Raw genomic sequence first — 18,723 nt, 5'->3', positions numbered from 1 at the left:
GGACATTCAGTCCGAACGGCTTCACTATCGTCGGGATGACAGGATTTGAACCTGCGACCCTCTGTTCCCAAAACAGATGCGCTACCAAGCTGCGCCACATCCCGCGACGTAGACAATCTAACCACAGGCGGGGGTCAAGATGCACATCGATTCGGCTCCTCATCACGAATGGGATGCAGGTCACAGGCAGCACGTGAAGTCGCAGCGAGCGGTGTGACTCAGCTCATCTTCGGTCGATTTGGCGGCCGGTGCGGATGTCGACTATAGTCGTTAACGCAACGCGGGGATGTAGCTCAATGGTAGAGCCTCAGTCTTCCAAACTGATGGTGCGGGTTCGATTCCCGTCATCCCCTCCAATGACCGGTCGGACCACGTGGTCCGACCGGTTCTTCATTTCCCGATCGCTCTTTCGGCCGCAGTGCGGCAGGATCCGGTAGAATCTCCTTCTACCCAGCACCGTGTGCCCGGGGTCCCGCATCAATTCTGCACGACCGAGGCGGCACCGTTGATCACTGATGGTGGCCCACGGCAGAAAGCCATGTCCCATATGAGTCCCGAGCCCCAGCAGCGGCGAGTGCCCTGGCCCCGGCTGAACCGCCGACAGGTCCTCACTGGTGCACTCGCAGGTGCAGGTCTCCTCGGCGCAGGCTTCGTGACTTCCTCACGCACGGACATTCTCGCCCATGCGGGCCGGACTGATCCCCTCCGCTCCGCCACCGTCGCCTTCACCTCTGGGGCCGCGCGCGAAGGCATCGGCATCGAGACGGCGCAGCGCTTGGAGCCGAACTCACGTGTCATGCCCGGAACAGAAGACCTGGGGCCGGCGGCACGGCAACAGCAATTCCTGGAGCAGTGCTCTGCATGGATCACGCAACTGCCCGCTCATCGTCGCGATCTTGCCACCTCGGCGCTTCTCGATCTGTGGGTGCTCACCGACTCCCTTCCGGCGACGGTGGCCAGCTGGGACCAGCCGTGGAGATATATCTGGCCGCGGGATGCGGCGTTCGCTGCGGTTGCCTTGGCCCGAGTCGGCTTGGTCGACCTGGCGTGGCAGCACCTTCTTCACCTGCAGTCGCTGCAATCGGAGGATGGGTCATTCGCGGCACGGTTCACCCCAGACCTCGGGCTGGCCCCGGACGAGCGCCCATCTCAGTTTGACGCCCTTGGACTTCTGCTCTGGGCCGTCAGCGACGTCCATGCTGTCGGGGCCCGGACCACGGGGCGAAAAGGCGGAGCGGTCGCCCTCGAGACGATGGCACCGATGCTGCGTCGCTCTTCCCAGCGCCTGCTCCACCTCACTGAGCGGGGCACAGTTCTGCCCCCGGTGTCGTCCGACTACTGGGAGGTCAGCGAATCCCAGGTCACGCTCGGCACTGCGGGACCCACACTGTTGGGCCTGCAGGCTCTCGTCAGGCTGGCAGAGCACAGCAGCGGCCTGTGGGATCACATCGATGGGGGAGCCGAGGCACTCGGGGACAGCTGCAATGCGTTCGAAGCGACATTCTCTCGAACATTCATCGCCAATGGACTGCAGCGCTACCCGACCTCGGGAGGACTCGATTCGGCGGTGGCCTATCTGCCCGCAGCCGGGGCGGGCCTGGACCTTGGAGAATCGACCCTTGATCACATCTGGGACAGACTGCGCCAACCCGCTGGCGGGATCAAACCGGGGCATGGGTGGATCTTCGATCACACGAGCTGGACCCCGTCGACATCACTCATGGGAGTCGGGTTCGCCCGCATCGGTGCCACAACACAGGCCGATGGGGTGCTCGACTGGTTGGGCAGCCATCGTACGCAGGCCGGCTCCCTTCCCGAGAAGGTCAGTGCAGAAGGCGCGGCAGTGTCGGTGGCACCTCTGTCGTGGACGGCATCCAATGTGATCATCACCCTCGACGAGCTCCATCGCGCCCGACCCTGACCCGAGCTGCCGGTGCCTCCGTGGGGACATATGTTCACGGTGCACGGCTGCGCTGCCCATCGGAACCGACATCGATTGCGCTCCTCGCGAACTCCGGTCCCGCGGCGGCCTGCCTGTTTCGTGTTTTGCCCCGTGTTTCGCGTAATATGGGTGACTGCGTCTTGCGGACGTGCGCGATCTCATCGTGGACTTTCGCTCCCTCCAGGTCACCAGATGACCGATTATGCATGACTGTCGAAATTGAAAGGTCGCACTGTGAAGAGCTCCGTCGAGCAACTCGACCCCACGCGGGTCAAGATCAGCGTGGATGTCCCATACGCCGAACTCAAGCCGAGCATCGACGAGGCATACAAGACCATCGGTGGCCAGGTCACCATTCCGGGCTTCCGCCAGGGCAAGGTCCCTGCGCGCATCATCGATCAGCGCGTTGGTCGACCCGCAGTGATCCAGGAGGCCGTGAACAACGGTCTTGACGGGTTCTACCGCGAGGCCGTCGAAGAGCACGATCTCAAGCCGTTGGGCCAGCCCGAGGTCGAGATCTCCGAGGTCCCCGGCCTCGACGGCACCGAAGACGGCGACCTGACCTTCACCGTCGAGGTCGACGTGCGCCCCACGATCGAACTGCCTGCCTACGACACCATCAGCGTCGAGGTCGACCCGATCGAGGTCACCGATGAAGACGTCGATGCCGAGCTTGAGCAGCTGCGCACCCGCTTCGGAACGCTGAGCTCCGTTGACCGTCCTGCCGCCAAGGACGACTTCGTGACCCTCGACCTCGTCGCCACCATCGACGGCGAAGAGATCGACACCGCCTCCGACATCTCCTACCAGGTTGGCGCCGGGACCATGCTCGATGGCATGGACGAAGCTCTCGACGGTCTGTCGGCAGACGAGACCACCACTTTCGAGACCACCTTCGCGGGCGGAGAGCACGCCGGTGAAACCGGAACAGTCTCCATCACGCTCAGCGCGGTCAAGGTTCGCGAACTGCCAGAGGCTGACGATGACTTCGCCCAGCTGGCCAGCGAATTCGACACAATCGATGAGCTGCGTACGGACCTGCGCGAGCAGGCCGCGAAGCAGAAGGAGACCGACCAGGGTGCTCAGGCACGCGACAAGGTCCTCGAATCACTGATCGAGACCCTCAACGTGCCCGTTCCTGAGAAGGTCGTCACCGACGAGGTTGAGCGTCACCTCGAGTCCGAGAGCCGCGTGGATGACGATGAGCACCGCAAGGAGGTCACCGAGGAGACCGAGCGCAATCTCCGCACCCAGTTCATCCTCGACTCGATCGCCGAAGCCGAAGAGGTCGAGGTGACACAGCCCGAGCTCATCGAATACCTCATCTCTGCGTCACAGCAGTACGGCATGAACCCGAATGAGTTCGCTCAGATGCTCGACAGCTCAGGCCAGGTCAACGCACTGGTCGGAGAGGTCACACGCCGCAAGGCCCTGGCCGCTGCTCTCGCCGGTGCTGTCGTCAAGGACACAGCAGGCAACGTCGTCGATATGGAGGAGTTCACCTCTCCAGCTGAGGAAGAGGCACCTGAGGGCGCCGATGACTCAGACGCTGCCGTCGCAGTCGAAGGCGACGACGAAAACTGACGTCGAACCGCTTCGGCGGTAACAGAGCCGACAACGGTGGGCACGGGAACTATTCCGTGCCCACCGTTTCGCATAGGTGCATCGGACGGCCGCAGCCTGGTGCAGGGCTCAACCGGCACGAATCTTTCCAGCAGACTCGGGGGAATGCGCTGCCCGATCACGCTGATGGCGAACACAGGCGTTCCGACGGACTAAATCCGACCGGTGAGCAGTTAGAGTCCATATCAAGCCAACCAAAGACCAACAGGAGTGAAACGTGAGCGCACATGAATTGACAGCGCCCGTCGGCCTCGACGCCGGTGGAGCAATGGGTCTCGATGACCATATTTTCAACCGCCTGCTCAAAGAGCGCATCATCTGGCTCGGTTCGGAAGTGCGTGACTCCAACGCCAACGCGATCTGTGCCCAGATGATGCTGCTGGCTGCGGAGGATCCCGATGCGGATATCTCGCTGTACATCAACTCCCCGGGTGGCTCGGTCACCGCGGGAATGGCGATCTACGACACCATGCAGTACATCAAGCCGGATGTCTCCACCGTGGCTATGGGAATGGCCGCATCAATGGGGCAGTTCCTGCTGTCATCCGGTGCACCGGGCAAGCGGTTCGCCACCCCCCACGCCCGCATTCTCATGCACCAGCCGTTGGGTGGAATCGGCGGCACCGCCACCGACATCAAGATCCAGGCAGAGCTCATCCTGCACATGAAGAAGCAGATGGCAGAGCTCACCGCCGAACAGACAGGCAAGACCCTGGAGCAGATCCTCAAGGACAACGACCGCGACCACTGGTTCACCGCCGAAGAAGCACTGGAATACGGCTTCATCGACAAGATGGTGACCCGTTCGTCCGACGTCACCGACAACTGAGTGGGAGTCAAGGAAGAATGAATTCAATGAACTTTATGCCAGGGTCCACCGCCGGCAACATGCCGCAGTCCCGCTACGTCATGCCCCAGTTCGAAGAGCGGACTCCCTACGGCTTCAAACGCCAGGATCCCTACACGAAGCTCTTCGACGATCGCGTGATCTTCCTGGGCGTTCAGGTCGATGACACGAGCGCCGACGACGTGATGGCGCAGCTCCTGGTCCTCGAATCACAGGACCCCGATCGTGACATCACGCTCTACATCAACTCGCCGGGTGGCTCGTTCACTGCGATGACTGCCATCTACGACACGATGCAGTACATCAAGCCGGAGATCCAGACTGTCTGCCTCGGTCAGGCCGCCTCGGCTGCTGCCGTACTCCTCGCAGCCGGCACTCCGGGCAAACGTCTGGCTCTGCCCAACGCCCGAGTCCTCATCCACCAGCCTGCGATGGAGGGCCAGGGTCAGGGACAGGCTTCAGACATTGAGATCCAGGCCGCAGAGGTCTTCCGGATGCGCCAGTGGCTGGAGACGACTCTGTCGGACCACTCCAACAAGTCACCGGAGCAGGTCTCCAACGACATCGAACGTGACCTCTTCCTCACCGCCGAACAGGCGAAGGACTACGGTCTCGTCGATCAGGTTCTGACCTCTCGCAAGGCGGTCTGAGACACAAGAATATCTTCGGGCCCGGACAGTCATCGGCTGTCCGGGCCCGAACTGGTCTGTGCTGCGAAGTTGCCACCTGGTGCGGCGCCGAGTAGTTTGGGCCTTCTCAACGGCATGGGTGCGTCCATCTTCTCCGACACACCGAATGACGGTTCTGGCCGCTCATGTCAGTCCCGTATGGGAAGCTATTGAGGTACAGGAAACACGAGCGGTAGAGTTGGGGCCAGGTGCCCCGGCGGAAGGTTGTGACAGTGGCTCGCAGTGCGGACGGAGCAGACCTGCTCAAATGTAACTTCTGTGGGAAATCCCAGAAGCAGGTTCGGAAACTCATCGCCGGACCTGGCGTCTACATCTGCGATGAATGCATCGGGCTGTGCAACGAGATCATCGAAGAGGAGCTCAGCGAAGGCACCTCCGAACACACCGATATCGAACTGCCCAAGCCGCGCGAGATCTTCGACTTCCTCCAGGAATACGTCGTCGGTCAGGAACCGGCGAAGAAGGCCCTGTCCGTGGCCGTGTACAACCATTACAAGCGCATCCGCTCCCTGCAGAGTGACGAAGACACGAAGACCCTGGGCTCGGACGACACCGAGGTTGAGATCGCGAAGTCCAACATCCTCCTCGTGGGCCCCACCGGATCGGGCAAAACCTATCTTGCACAGTCGCTGGCGAAGAGACTGGATGTTCCCTTCGCCGTTGCAGACGCGACAGCACTGACGGAGGCCGGCTACGTCGGCGAAGATGTCGAGAACATTCTGCTCAAACTCATCCAAGCCGCGGACTTCGACATTCAGAAGGCCGAACACGGCATCATCTACATCGACGAGATCGATAAGATCGCACGCAAGTCTGAGAACCCGTCGATCACTCGAGACGTCTCCGGCGAAGGTGTCCAGCAGGCGCTGTTGAAGATACTCGAGGGCACTCAGGCTTCCGTGCCGCCGCAGGGCGGACGCAAACATCCTCACCAGGACTTCCTCCAGATCGACACCACGAATGTGCTCTTCATCGTCGCGGGAGCCTTCGCAGGCATGGAGGAGATCGTTGCCGGCCGTAAGGGCAAGCACGGCATCGGGTTCGGTGCGCTCCTGCAGTCGAAGAACGACGAAGAAGACCTCTACGCCGACATCCTGCCCGAAGATCTGCTGAAGTTCGGACTCATTCCCGAGTTCATCGGACGCCTACCCGTACTGGCCACAGTCTCCACATTGGATCGTGCGGCCCTGATATCGATTCTCACAGAGCCGAAGAATGCCCTGGTCAAGCAGTACCAGCGCATGTTCGAGTTCGACAACGTGGAGCTTCGTTTCGAGACCGACGCCCTCGAAGCCATCTCCGATCTCGCACTCCTGCGCGGCACCGGCGCACGTGGACTGCGGTCCATCCTCGAAGAGGTCCTGCAGCCGGTCATGTTCGATGTTCCCTCCCGGGAGGACATCGCCGAGGTGGTCGTGACCAGAGACGTCGTGGACAAGAACGTCGCCCCCACGCTGGTGCCTCGCGAACAGCCTCGTGCATCCAAAAAGTCAGCCTGACTCGTCTCATTAGATGAGGCTGTTCGCTGATACCAGGCCTCTGAAGTACGACAACTACCGTCGCCTCTGGGTGGCCAACATCGTCACCGTCATCGGTGCTCAGATGACTGTAGTCGCTATTCCCGCACAGATCTTTCACATCACCGGATCGTCCGGCTACGTAGGGCTCAGCGGTGTATTCGGGTTGGTCCCGCTCATCGTGTTCGGACTGTGGGGCGGTTCACTGGCTGACGTCATCGACCGCCGCAGACTGCTCATCATCTCCACAGTCGGCCTGATCATCGCGAGCTCGCTGTTGGCTCTCATCGCAGTTATGCAGCTTGGAAACGTGTGGTTGCTGCTGTCAGTATTCTCCTTGCAACAGGCCTTCTTCGGCCTGAACCAGCCGGCCAAGGGCGCACTCCTGCCGACCATCGTTCCGCTCGAACTTCTCCCGTCTGCCAACTCACTCAATATGACGGTCATGACATTGGGTGCTGTCGCCGGACCGATCATCGGCGGTGCTCTGATACCGGTCGTCGGCTATCAGACGCTCTACATCCTGGATGCGCTGTTCCTGGCCACAACTCTCTACGCGGTGCTGCGTCTGCCCCCACTGGTCCCTCAGAAACAGCACGACACGCGCTCGGGTGTCAAAGGAGTCATCGACGGCTTCCGCTACCTGGCGACGAACACCGTTGTCATGGTGTCACTGCTGGTCGACGTCATCGCCATGGTCTTCGGAATGCCCAGGGCACTGTTCCCGCAGATCGCGACAGAGTCCTTCGGCGGTCCTCCTGCCGGAGGCATCGTCTTCTCGCTGCTGTTCGCGTCTTTGGCAGCAGGCAGCGCCTTGGCGGGGATCTTCTCCGGCTGGGTCTCTCGTGTCGAACGTCAGGGCTTGGCGGTGATCACTGCGATTCTTGTGTGGGGCACCGCCATGTCTGTGTTCGGCCTGTCCCTGGAATTCGCCTCAGGGCTCTGGACGGCCGCACTCATCGTCGCGCTTCTCGGCCTGGCCATCGGCGGCGGCGCGGACATCATCTCTTCCGCCTTCCGTTCTACGATGCTGCAGGAGGCTGCCAGCGATGATATGCGAGGCCGCATGCAGGGAGTGTTCATCGTCGTTGTCGCAGGCGGTCCACGCATTGCCGATGTTCTGCACGGTACTGTCGCGGAGTTCACGAATACGACCATCGCCTCCGCCGGAGGGGGCCTCATCGTCATTGTGCTCGTCATCGCCTGTGCGTTGATCTTCCCGAAGTTCCGTCGCTATCGCGTGGAGCGCGGGGGAGCGGGACAGCCACGGACGTCGGTGGCCTGAAGCGCTCGTCCCATGCAACGAGCCCGAGGCAACCCGGTGTTGATTCGGGCGGCCTCGGGCTCGCGTTGCGTCGCAGCTGGAACAACTTTCTGAAGGAGAGAGCCTCAGCCCTCACCTGGCTAAGCTTGGGCGGTGTACACGGCGTTCTCAGCAGGCTGGACGACGACGAAGCCCGGGCCGTGGAAGGCAAGCTGAATCGATTCACCCGAACCGCGACCGAAGAAGGTCCCCACGCTGACGTCGGTCTTGATCTGCGGTGCCAGAGATGAGGACCAGCACACCGCGGCCTGCGGGTCGACGAACGTCGGCTGCTGTGAGCAGTCAAGGACCATCGGCTCGCCCTTGCAGCAGATGGCGGCAGTGCCTTGCCCGTTGAGTTCGAGGTTGAACAGCCCGGAGCCGCTGGCCATGGCACCGACTCCGCCCTTGATTCGCTTGATCTCCCAATTGAGAGCATCATCGAAGGCCAAGAGGTTCGCGGTGTTGACCGTCAGGGCATCCTGCTGACCTTCCATGGCCATCATGAAGATGTTCGAGGCCTCTCGAGCGAAGAACACCTCGCCGTGGCCCTCAACCTTCATCACATTGCCCCCTTCGCCGGTGGCGGCCTTCTTCATGAACTGACCCACCGATTTCGACCCCTGGTGAGCGAAGCGGACGTCGCCCTGGTAGGCGACCATGGCCCCCTTTGTGGCGATCATGGGCGCATTGGGCGTGATCACCGTGCGCAGCATCTTATTCGATTGCAGAGTCCAGCGTTCCTGGTTCTGGATCTCTGCGTTTCGCTTCGAAAAGAGTTCACTTCTCATCGTTCAAGAGCCTTTCGTCCTTGAAGAAGCTTCGTGCTCCTTCAGTTGTCGATTTCAATCGTAAGCGTCCAGGCTCTCCACATGCCGGAGAATTCTGTTCTGATCCTGGAACAGGCTCGGACATCAGTCCTGTTCGATGAAGTCGATCTCGGCAACCGTGATCTCTTCACCCCTGACCTCAGTGGTGAGATTCTGGATGCGTCCAGCGGCTGTCAGGTCGCCCTGGGCACTGTCGATCGCCGCGACGACGGCTGCCGGAGCATGGATGGTGAGGCTGCGCACCTGTGTCTTCTGGGAGACCTTGGCCTCGGTCTTCGACCTCCGGATCTCAGTGAGCACCGAGGCGACAGAGAGGAGCAGGTCCGGATCCACGGACGAGTCAGGCTGTGTCAGCTGCTCGTCTCCGGGCCACGATGACCTGTGCACAGATCCCGTTCTCCACCATGACCACACCTCTTCGGTCACGAAGGGCATGATCGGGGCGAAGAGACGCAGGAGTACGTCGAGAGCAGTTGCCAGAGTGACGTGAGCCGAAAGCTGATCACCCTCGCCCTTGGCGCCGTAGGACCGGTCCTTGACGAGTTCGACATAGTCATCGGTGAACTCCCAGAAGAAGCTCTCCGCGGCACGCAGAGCGTGTGCGTAGTCGTAGGCCGCCATATGCGTTGAAGCGGTCCCGATGACCTCGGCGAGTTTCCTGAGCAGAGCACGATCGAGATCGTGCGTGACGGAACCGAGCTGGCCGACGAGCCCGGAGTGAACTCCCTGGGCAAGCGCGAACTTCGAAGCGTTGAGCAGTTTCATGGCCAATCGGCGCCCGATCTGCATCTGCGTCACGTCATAAGCTGTATCGGCTCCGAGTTTGGCACTGGCCGCCCAGTAGCGCACCGCGTCGGGTCCGAAGCCCGGTTTCGCCTCGCCGAGGATGTCCGAGGGGACAACGACATTGCCCTTCGACTTCGACATCTTCTTGCGATCCGGATCGAGGATCCAGCCGGAGAGGCCCGCATGCTTCCATGGTGCAGCGTCATTGAGCGAGTTCGCCCGGACGACAGTGGAGAACAGCCAAGTGCGGATGATGTCGTGGCCCTGAGGACGCAGATCGAAGGGGAAGACTTTGGAGAAGAAGTCTTCGTCGCGGCTCCAACCACCCAGCAGCTGCGGGGTCAGAGATGAGGTCGCCCACGTGTCGAGGACGTCCGGATCGGCAGTGAAGCCACCCGGGGTGTCACGTTGGTCAGCGGTGAAGCCGGCGGGCACCTCGGCGACGGGGTCCGCAGGCAGCGACTCGGGAACGATCGGATCCGAGTAGTCAGGTTCCCCGGCCGAGTCCAGGCGATACCACAGTGGGATCGGCACGCCGAAGTAACGCTGGCGGGAGACCAGCCAGTCACCGTTGAGATTCTCCACCCAGTTCTCGTAGCGTGAGCGCATGAATGCCGGATGCCACTCGATTTCACGACCGCGGGCGATGAGGGCATCTCGGAGTTCGGCCGAACGTCCGCCGTTGCGGATGTACCACTGGCGGGACGCGACGACTTCGAGGGGCTTGTCGCCCTTCTCATAGAACGGCACAGGATGTGTGATCGCTTCGATCTCGCCGATCAGGTCGCCGGATTCGGCGAGCATATCCGCGATCTCCTTGCGTGCGGTGAAGGTTGTCTTTCCCGCCAGCTTCTCGTAGTTGGCCACAGCATCGGGCTTCGGCGAGGCGGCAATCCATTCGGGGACTTCGAGGTTGAGTCGTCCGCCCCGGTTGATGACCGCGCGAGTGGGCAGGTCGAGTTCACGCCACCAGGTGACGTCTGTGAGGTCGCCGAAGGTGCAGACCATGGCAATGCCGGTGCCCTTGTCCGACTTCGCGAGTTCATGCGCGCGAACTTCGACGCTGACGCCGAAGAGAGGTGAGACGTATCTGGATCCGAACGAGGAGGTGTAACGCTCGTCCTCGGGATGAGCCACGAGCGCCACTGCCGCGGGGATGAGCTCCGGACGGGAGGTGAGGATGACGATCGGGTCCGCCGAGGTGTCTGCGAGGCCGTCGGTGCCCTCGGGGTAGAAGTTCACCTTATGGTAGGCGCCCTCCTTCTCCCGGTCTTCGAGTTCGGCCTGCGCAACGGCAGTGCCGAAGGTGACATCCCACATGGTGGGGGCGTCCTGGGAGTAGGCGTGACCGTTTGCGAGGTCGGCGAGGAAGGCCTTCTGGCTGACCGAGCGTGACGTATCGTCGATGGTGCGGTAGGTGTACTTCCAATCCACGGACAGGCCGGTGGAACGGAAGAGGTGTTCGAAGATCTGTTCGTCCTCGGCGGACAGGGTCTCGCAGAGTTCGATGAAGTTCTGACGCGAGATCTTGACGAAGTCACGAGAGTTCTTCGCTGGCTTTGTCGGCGGCTCGAAGTTCGGGTCGTAACTCTGAGTGGGATCGCAGGTGACCCCGTAGTAGTTCTGGACGCGTCGTTCCGTCGGCAGACCATTGTCATCCCAGCCGAGGGGGTAGAACACGTTCTTGCCCTGCATGCGCTGATATCGAGCGATGATATCGGTCTGCGTGTAGGAGAAGACGTGCCCGACGTGCAGAGACCCCGAGGCGGTGGGTGGGGGAGTGTCGATCGAATAGACCTGCTCACGATCCGTATCGACGTCGAAGGCGTAGACTCCGCTGTCGCTCCACGCGGCGTCCCATTTGTCCCGAAGTCCCTCAAGAGCCGGCTTATCCGGCAGGTTCACTGACTCGTGCGTCGAGTCCGAAAAGGCAGGTGTGTTCATAATTGTTGATTTTCTCACCCGGGCGGCCTGGGGCCAAACCGATGATCGGGCGTGAGCGGACTTCAGCGGTTAGAGCCAGTGACACACGCTGCCAGAGACACACGCTGAGTGGAGCGTGAGATGCGTCTGCGAACGAAGATGAGAATATTGGACCATGGCGCCCTTGGACAGAATCCGATCAGAGAACCTGCCGCCTACGTCGACCGCGTGGATGAATCCAGCCCGGGCGATCGCGATCGTGGCAGTCGTCGCCATCCATTCGCTGGGAACTGTCGTCGAAGAGAACTACGCGACTATGGGCCCCGACTGGTGGGTCGCCAACGGCTTCGACTCCGCTGCTCGGTGGTCGGTTCCGGTGTTCATCATGATCTCTGGGGCGCTGGCGCTGGACCCAGCCCGCGGGAACAAACCACGGAGATTCCTCAGCAAGCGCGTCTGGAGAATCGGAATCCCTCTCGTGTTCTGGACGGCCGTCTACGTCGTCTTCAGGCGCTTCTATCTGCTCCCGACAGACGACGGATGGAACCCGGGAATCGCGATCCTGACGGGTTCTCCGTTCGTGCAGCTCTATTTCCTCTACGTGCTCGCCGGTCTGACGCTTCTGACCCCGTTCTTCCGGCTGCTCAGCGTTCACGGTTCGCGGCGACTGCAATGGGGGACAGGTCTGATCTTTCTGGGCATCGGCATGCTCGACCAGTGGGCGAGCATCGTCTTCGATGTGGGTGAGGCCAATATCGCCACACGTTTCCTTCCGATGGCCGGTTTCTACATTCTCGGATGGGTGCTGCGGGACGTGGTGCTCTCCTCCCGTGGTGTGGTGTTGGCATGGCTGACGCTTGCCGGTGCCATCGCGATGACCATTGTGTGGGCGGGGCTCGGCCCGGGAGAGAAGCCGTGGGTCTTCCCCTATGAGTACCTCTCACCGGGGGTCGTCCTCGCTTCTTCTGCCGCCTACCTCCTGCTGCACCATCACATGAACAGCGGGTTCCGACTGCTGCACTGGTTCTACCCTTATTCCTTCGGGGTGTTTTTGCTCCATCCCCTCGTGCTCTACCCCTTGCGCAATGTGATGGGCCTGCCGACGACGGTCCCTGGTGTTCTCCTCCATGCCATCGCAATGCCGATCGTCTACACGGTCATCTGCGCCGTCATCACTTGGCTGGCGGTCAAGATCCCCGGCGTGCGCGCCGTCTTCGGCGAAGGGGGTCCGCGCAATCCACACTCGAAGCCGAACCCGCGGCCGAGTCGAGCGAGGAAGGCCGACTCGGACACCGCGAGCGCTTAGCTTCGACTGGATCTGCCCGACGGCGATGAAACTCCGTAGACTGATCGGTGTCCCCGATGATTGTGTCCTCCACCGGACGCAACACACCCAGATGCCGATGTGACATGCCAAGGTCCGGACGCGGTGCGCCCAGGTCCAGATGCGATGAGCCTAGGCCCAGATCAGGGCCTGGAGCCACGAACAACTACGAAGAAGTACGGAGAGGTACAGCGATGGAAACACTCAGAGCAGTCGTGACAGGTGCAAGTTCGGGAATCGGCGCCGCTACGGTTCGCCGGCTGCGCGAGCAGGGCTGGGACGTCGTTGCCGTGGCACGGCGAGAGGAGAAGCTGGCGGCGCTGTGCGAGGAGACCGGCGCCAGCTACGTGGTAGCTGATCTTACCGATGATGCTGCCGTCGCGGCGCTCAACGCCGAGGTGCTGGCCGGGGGACCGGTGCACTCTCTGGTCGCCAACGCGGGGGCCGCGTACGGCACCGACACCGTCGCCGAGGCCTCGGTCGACGGTTGGCGTGACATGTTCGATATCAATGTCCTCGGAGTCCTCCGAGTCGTCAAGTCATTCCTGCCCGCACTGATCGAATCCGGGCGTGGAGACATCGTCGTCATGTCTTCGACCGCCGGACACCAGGCCTATGAAGGCGGGGGCGGTTACGTCGCGGCCAAGCACGGCACACATTCGATCGCCGCGACGCTGCGACTCGAGCTTGCTGGCGAACCCGTCCGTGTGATCGAAATCGCACCCGGGATGGTCGCCACCGATGAATTCACACTGAAACGAGTCGGCGGCAGTCAGGACACAGCCGACAAGGTCTACGAAGGAGTGGAGAACCCCCTCACCGCAGAGGACGTCGCCGATGCCGTCGTCTACTCGCTGACCCGACCGCACCATTTCAATGTCGACCTGATGGTGATCAGACCGATTGCACAGGCCGCACAGCACAAAGTGGCACGCAACCAGGGCCTCTGAGCTCGGATGCCGGGCGGCTGCACCCAGCCAGATGGTCGATACAGCGGGCCGGGTGGTCGACACACCGGGCCAAGGTATACGATTGGGGGGCAGCGATCCGGCCATCACCGGGGAGCATCCGGAAGAACGATGCGTTCGTCCCGTACCGACGGCTTCGGCACGGCAGAAGGCATCCAGTAGAACCGGACGGTTGGACCCGTCATCACTCCGGCTATGAGCGATCCGCTGATCGTCTGTCTCATCCGACAGTCGTTGAAGACGGATAAGCGAGGTGGTACCGCGGCAGACTTGTCGTCCTCGTGACAGTGACCGCAGTGACTGAAAAAGGACGCTCATGACGCAACCGTTGTATCCCAAGGTATCGACCTCTGCCTTCGGCCTCAGTGCCTCGCCGGATTTCCCCGCCATCGAAGACGCAGTGCTCGGCTACTGGAGACAGGACGATACGTTCCAGGCCTCGATCGACCAGCGCGATCCCGGCGAAAACGGTGAGAACGAGTTCGTCTTCTACGACGGCCCTCCCTTCGCCAACGGACTGCCCCACTACGGTCACCTCCTGACCGGGTACGTCAAGGACGTCGTTCCACGCTTCCAGACGATGCGCGGCAAGAAGGTGGATCGCCGTTTCGGCTGGGATACCCACGGTCTTCCCGCGGAGCTTGAGGCCGAACGTCAGCTGGGCATCACCGACAAGTCGGAGATCAGCGGCATGGGCTTGGCCGCCTTCAACGACGCCTGCCGTTCCTCCGTCCTGAAGTACACGAAGGAATGGGAAGAGTACGTCACCCGCCAGGGCCGGTGGGTCGATTTCGACAACGACTACAAGACGCTCAACGTCGAATACATGGAAAGCGTGATCTGGGCGTTCAAACAGCTCTGGGACAAGGGGCTCGTCTACGAAGGCTACCGGGTTCTGCCCTACTGCTGGAAAGACCAGACTCCGCTGTCGAACCACGAACTGCGGATGGACGACGATGTCTACAAGTCGCGCCAGGACCCGGCCGTGACCATCGGATACAAGCTCAAGGACTCCGACGAATGGGTCCTGATCTGGACGACGACGCCGTGGACTGTTCCGTCCAACCAAGCTGTCGCGGTCAATCCCGAGATCCCGCTGGTTGCCGTCGTCGCCGGCGAAGACGGTGCACAAGAGCTGCAGGGGAAGACGCTCATCCTCGCCGAGGCGCGTCTTCGCTCATACTCCCGTGAGCTCGGGGACAACCCCGAGGTGCTGCGCACATTCTCCGGCAGTGAGCTTCTCGGCCGTGAGTACGAGCCTCCCTTCCCGTACTTCGAAGGCCGCCAAGAGGAGTTCGGTGAACGGATGCACACCATCCTCGAAGCCGAGTTCGTCACCACGGACGAAGGCACCGGAATCGTCCACCAATCTCCGGCTTTCGGTGAAGAGGACAAAGACCTCACCGATTCCTATGGCATCACCGCTGTGCGTCCCGTCGACGACGCAGGCTGTTTCGACTCCACTGTCGCCGACTACGCGGGACAGCAGGTCTTCGACGCCAACAAGGGCATCATCAAGGACCTGCGCAATGGCACTGGTCCGATGGCTGGTCGTTCAGCACTGCTGATCCGGCACGAATCCTACGAGCACTCCTACCCACACTGCTGGCGCTGCCGCAATCCGCTGATCTACCGCGCAGTGTCCTCCTGGTTCGTCCGGGTGACCGAGTTCAAGGACCGGATGGTCGAACTCAACGAGCAGATCAACTGGGTGCCCGACAACGTCAAGCACGGACAGTTCGGCAAATGGCTGGAGAACGCACGCGACTGGTCGATCTCGCGCAACCGCTTCTGGGGTTCGCCGATCCCTGTATGGACCTCTGACGACCCCTCGTATCCGCGCACCGATGTGTACGGATCCCTGGCCGACATCGAGGCCGATTTCGGTCGCCTGCCGGTCAACGACCAAGGTGAAGTCGACCTCCACCGCCCTTGGGTTGACGACTTGGTACGTCCCAACCCTGATGATCCGACCGGCCAGTCGATGATGCGCCGCATCCCTGAGATCTTCGACGTCTGGTTCGACTCGGGGTCCATGAGCTACGCACAGGTCCACTACCCGTTCGAGAACTCCGAGTGGTTCGACAATCACTTCCCTGCCGATTTCATCGTGGAGTATGTCGGACAGACGCGCGGGTGGTTCTATCTCCTGCACGTGCTCTCGACAGCGATCTTCGATCGCCCTGCCTTCACCAACTGCATCTCCCACGGCATCGTCTTGGGCTCCGACGGAGCGAAGATGTCGAAATCGCTGCGTAACTATCCCGATGTCAACGAGGTCTTCGATCGCGACGGCTCCGATGCGATGCGCTGGTTCCTCATGGCCTCGTCCATCCTGCGAGGCGGCAACCTTGTCGTGACCGAGCAGGGTATCCGCGATGGAGTGCGACAGGTTGTTCTCCCACTCTGGAACACCTGGCAGTTCTTCGCCACGTACTCCAACACCGCAGACGGGGCAGACGGAGAGAAGGCCGGATACCGGGCCGAATCCCGCTATGATTCGAGCCAGGTCCTTGACCGGTATCTGCTGGCGAAGACTCACGACCTGATCACAGAGTTCGCGGACGCCATGGAAGGCCTCGACATCTGGGCGGCCTGCGAACTCGTGCGCAGTTACCTCGACATGCTCACCAACTGGTACGTGCGTCGTTCCCGTCGCCGTTTCTGGGACGGCACCGAGGCGACCCACGAGTCATTCGACGTGTTCTACACCTGCCTCGAAGCCTTCTGCCGAGTCGCAGCACCGCTGCTGCCATTCACCGTCGAAGAGATCTACCGTGGACTCACCGGCGAACGGTCGGTCCACCTGGCCGACTACCCGGACGCGGGTCTGTTCCCCGCCGACGATCAGCTCGTGTCCGCGATGGATCTGACCCGAGACATCTGCTCAACGGCCTCGTCTGTACGCAAGGCCAACAAGCTGCGGGTGCGCCTGCCTCTGGCCAAGCTCACCGTTGCTGACGACACCGACCTGGGCAGCGAGTTCACCGACATCATCTCCGATGAGCTCAACGTCCGCGAGGTCGAGGTGCTCGACGTCGCTGAGGCAGAAGCGGCAGGATTCTCCCTATCCCAGAGTCTTGTGATCAACGCCCGCGCCGCAGGGCCGAGGCTGGGCAAGCAGGTGCAGCAGGTGATCAAGGCCTCGAAGACCGGCGATTGGTCGGTCGCCGACGACGGCACTGTCACCAGCGGTGGAATCGACCTGGTCGATGGCGAATACACCGTGGAATCGGTGGCCGAATCGGGCACGGAGGGGATGGAGCTGGCTGCGCTCGACTCCGGCTTCCTGGCGCTCGACACACGCGTCACCCCTGAGCTCGAGGCCGAAGGCGTCGCTCGTGACGCGGTCCGCGCCATCCAGGGAATCCGCAAACAGCTGGACCTGCACATCTCCGATCGGATCGCTGTCGTCATCGACGCGGAGACGGACCTGGCGGCAGCGCTGAGCGCCCATCAGGACCTCATCGCCGGTGAGACGCTGGCCACCTCACTCGACTTCGCAGAAGTCGATGGTGCCGAACAGGTCTTCACCCCTGAAGAGCTGCCTGCGGGAACTCGCCTCGCTGTGAGCCGAGCATGAGCACGGACGAGAGCGACGATAAATCGCAGTCCCAGCTCGTCCGCGTGTATGCAGCACTGCTGGCACGAGCAGGGGAGACTCAGATCGAGGTCCGTCTCGATGCGACCCACCGCGCCTGCGAGCTCCTCGGCGACATTCATCAGGCAGCACCGGTCATCACGGTCACCGGCACGAACGGCAAGACCTCGACCGCTCGCATGATCGACTCGATCGTGTCCGCTCACGACTTGAGAGTCGGCCGCTTCACGAGTCCGCACCTGCATTCGGTGACCGAGCGGATCTCCATCGACGGCGGCCCTGTCGCTGCTGAGACCTTCGTCCGCATTCACGACGAGATTTCACCGGTGCTCGACCTCGTCGACGCGGAGCTCGCCGCCGAAGGGCGTGGCAAGCTGACGTTCTTCGAAGCGCTGACGATCCTGGCCTTCGCAGTGTTCGCAGACGCCCCCGTCGACGTAGTGGTCACCGAAGTGGGAATGGGCGGCGAATGGGATTCGACGAATGTTGCCGATGCGCAGGTCTGTGTCTTCACGAAGATCGGCCTCGACCACCAGCAGTTCCTCGGTGACACGCTCACCGAGATCGCCACGACCAAAGCGGGAATCCTCAATCGCAGTCTCGACCCTTCTCCAGCACCGAATCCGGTTGCTGTCATCGCGGCACAGGTCGAAGAGGCGCAGGATGCTCTCGACGCCGAGGTGGAACGTCGGCAGACTCCCGTTCTGACCGAGGACCGCAGCTTCCGGCTTCTCGACCGCACAAGAGCTGTCGATGGACAGCTCATCACCGTGCAGGGAGTCCGGGATGTCTACACCGACATCTTTCTGCCGTTGCACGGCATCCATCAGGCACACAATGCCGCCGTTGCGCTGGTCGCGGCGGAGGCGTTTCTCAGTGATGAGGACAAGCCGCTGGTCCTCGACACCGTGGCCGAAGGCCTATCCCGTGTGACGTCACCGGGCCGGGCCGAGCTTGTCCGGACAGGGCCGGCGGTGGTCGTCGACGGTGCGCACAATCCCGACGCTGCCCATGTGTTGGCCGAGACCATCACCGAGGCATTCGACTTCGACTACACGGTGATGGTTCTGGCGATGTTCGCCGACAAGGACGTCCTCGGCGTGCTCGAGGAACTTCACCGCAGCGCCGATGTGTTCGTCGTCAGCCAGGCACTGAATTCTCGTGCACTCGATGCCCACGAACTCGGCGAGGCTGTCCGCGAATGGGTGGATGAGGACTCCGTGATCGAGACGCCGGACCTCAACGCTGCCCTGATGAAGGCCATCGACCTGGCCAACAGTTCCGGGGCGACGAGTCCGGGGATCGTGGTCACAGGCTCTCTGCACACCGTGGCAGAGGCCCGTCTGCTGCTCGGCAAGGAGGAATGAGCC

The 18,723-nt window shown here is 61.9% G+C and carries 12 protein-coding genes and 2 tRNA genes; 11 read left to right on the top strand and 3 right to left on the bottom strand.

Features of this window, described 5'->3' with window-relative positions; genetic code table 11:
- Positions 1–30 precede the first annotated feature (30 nt).
- A tRNA-Pro gene (locus tag JTF07_RS07855) sits at positions 31–104 on the bottom strand.
- 178 nt (positions 105–282) lie between these two features.
- Between JTF07_RS07855 and JTF07_RS07850 the strand changes: the two genes are divergently transcribed.
- The 7 genes from JTF07_RS07850 (at position 283) to JTF07_RS07820 (ending at position 7,903) form a co-directional block, all read left to right on the top strand.
- A tRNA-Gly gene (locus JTF07_RS07850) sits at positions 283–356 on the top strand.
- A 191-nt stretch (positions 357–547) separates the two neighbouring features.
- Positions 548–1,921, top strand: coding sequence for a hypothetical protein (locus JTF07_RS07845; protein ID WP_213018712.1), 1,374 nt, complete (start codon positions 548–550; stop codon positions 1,919–1,921).
- Positions 1,922–2,176: 255 nt separating this feature from the next.
- Positions 2,177–3,526, top strand: coding sequence for a trigger factor (gene tig, locus JTF07_RS07840; RefSeq protein WP_204233733.1), 1,350 nt, complete (start codon positions 2,177–2,179; stop codon positions 3,524–3,526).
- 307 nt (positions 3,527–3,833) lie between these two features.
- Positions 3,834–4,394: an ATP-dependent Clp protease proteolytic subunit gene (locus tag JTF07_RS07835; RefSeq protein ID WP_204234160.1), complete on the top strand. Its 561-nt coding sequence runs from the start codon at positions 3,834–3,836 to the stop codon at positions 4,392–4,394.
- Between the two features lie 26 nt (positions 4,395–4,420).
- Positions 4,421–5,062: an ATP-dependent Clp protease proteolytic subunit gene (locus tag JTF07_RS07830; RefSeq protein ID WP_029417364.1), complete on the top strand. Its 642-nt coding sequence runs from the start codon at positions 4,421–4,423 to the stop codon at positions 5,060–5,062.
- Between the two features lie 251 nt (positions 5,063–5,313).
- A complete protein-coding gene (gene clpX, locus JTF07_RS07825) occupies positions 5,314–6,600 on the top strand; it encodes an ATP-dependent Clp protease ATP-binding subunit ClpX (RefSeq protein WP_143921517.1) in 1,287 nt (428 codons plus the stop codon).
- A 13-nt stretch (positions 6,601–6,613) separates the two neighbouring features.
- Positions 6,614–7,903 carry an MFS transporter gene (locus JTF07_RS07820; protein ID WP_204233732.1) on the top strand — a complete coding sequence of 430 codons (1,290 nt, stop codon included), beginning with the start codon at positions 6,614–6,616 and terminating at the stop codon, positions 7,901–7,903.
- A gap of 119 nt (positions 7,904–8,022) precedes the next feature.
- On the opposite strand, the gene JTF07_RS07815 is transcribed toward JTF07_RS07820, so the two are convergent.
- Both JTF07_RS07815 and valS read right to left on the bottom strand, forming a co-directional pair.
- The gene (locus JTF07_RS07815) at positions 8,023–8,712 is read right to left on the bottom strand and encodes an AIM24 family protein (protein ID WP_204233731.1); all 690 of its coding nucleotides are present in this window, start codon (positions 8,710–8,712) and stop codon (positions 8,023–8,025) included.
- A 123-nt stretch (positions 8,713–8,835) separates the two neighbouring features.
- On the bottom strand, positions 8,836–11,481 hold the full coding sequence (gene valS / locus JTF07_RS07810; protein ID WP_204233730.1) for a valine--tRNA ligase: 2,646 nt from the start codon (positions 11,479–11,481) through the stop codon (positions 8,836–8,838).
- Positions 11,482–11,635: 154 nt separating this feature from the next.
- Here valS and JTF07_RS07805 point away from each other — a divergent pair, with 154 nt between their 5' ends.
- The 4 genes from JTF07_RS07805 to JTF07_RS07790 all read left to right on the top strand — a co-directional run bounded on the left by JTF07_RS07805 (position 11,636) and on the right by JTF07_RS07790 (position 18,720).
- Entirely contained in the window at positions 11,636–12,766 is a 1,131-nt protein-coding gene (locus JTF07_RS07805; RefSeq protein WP_204233729.1) for an acyltransferase, read from the top strand.
- 212 nt (positions 12,767–12,978) lie between these two features.
- Positions 12,979–13,734 carry an SDR family oxidoreductase gene (locus JTF07_RS07800; protein WP_204233728.1) on the top strand — a complete coding sequence of 252 codons (756 nt, stop codon included), beginning with the start codon at positions 12,979–12,981 and terminating at the stop codon, positions 13,732–13,734.
- A 334-nt stretch (positions 13,735–14,068) separates the two neighbouring features.
- Positions 14,069–17,335, top strand: a complete 3,267-nt coding sequence (gene ileS / locus JTF07_RS07795; RefSeq protein WP_204233727.1) for an isoleucine--tRNA ligase — start codon at positions 14,069–14,071, stop codon at positions 17,333–17,335.
- The gene (locus JTF07_RS07790) at positions 17,332–18,720 is read left to right on the top strand and encodes a bifunctional folylpolyglutamate synthase/dihydrofolate synthase (protein WP_204233726.1); all 1,389 of its coding nucleotides are present in this window, start codon (positions 17,332–17,334) and stop codon (positions 18,718–18,720) included. The genes ileS and JTF07_RS07790 overlap by 4 nt, the downstream gene beginning before the upstream one ends.
- The last annotated feature ends 3 nt before the right edge of the window (positions 18,721–18,723 follow it).

Source organism: Brevibacterium sp. RIT 803, assembly GCF_016892625.1.
Classification (GTDB): domain Bacteria; phylum Actinomycetota; class Actinomycetes; order Actinomycetales; family Brevibacteriaceae; genus Brevibacterium.
Note: the sequence above shows the minus strand (reverse complement) of the source record. Positions and strands in the feature narration are given on the sequence as shown.